This window comes from Belnapia sp. AC561, from assembly GCF_979252845.1.
Genome location: NZ_CEEDBP010000443.1, coordinates 1 through 241 on the forward strand (window position 1 = coordinate 1; position 241 = coordinate 241).

Below are 241 nucleotides of genomic sequence, written 5' to 3' on the forward strand. Positions count from 1 at the left end.
CATCGTTGGCGAGGTCGAGCGGCAGCGGGCTCGCCATCCCGGCGCTGTGGCTGCGCAGCTCGCGCACCAGGGCCGCGGCATTGCCGAGCTCGCCGGCCACCCGCAGGCGCGGGATGTTGCTGTCGGCATCCAGCGCCGGGTGGAAGTAGGGATCCGCGTGATAGCCGACGCGCCGGATGTCATAGGCGGTCCGGGTCAGGTCCTCGACCGGGTTGCGATGCCCCCGGCTGGCACCCTCGTG

The 241-nt window shown here is 72.6% G+C and carries 1 protein-coding gene; it reads right to left on the bottom strand.

What is annotated here, in order from left to right; genetic code table 11:
* Window positions 1–241, bottom strand: a 241-nt coding sequence (locus AC0IW9_RS31785) for a hypothetical protein (RefSeq protein WP_471652265.1), incomplete at both ends; no start/stop codon positions are given.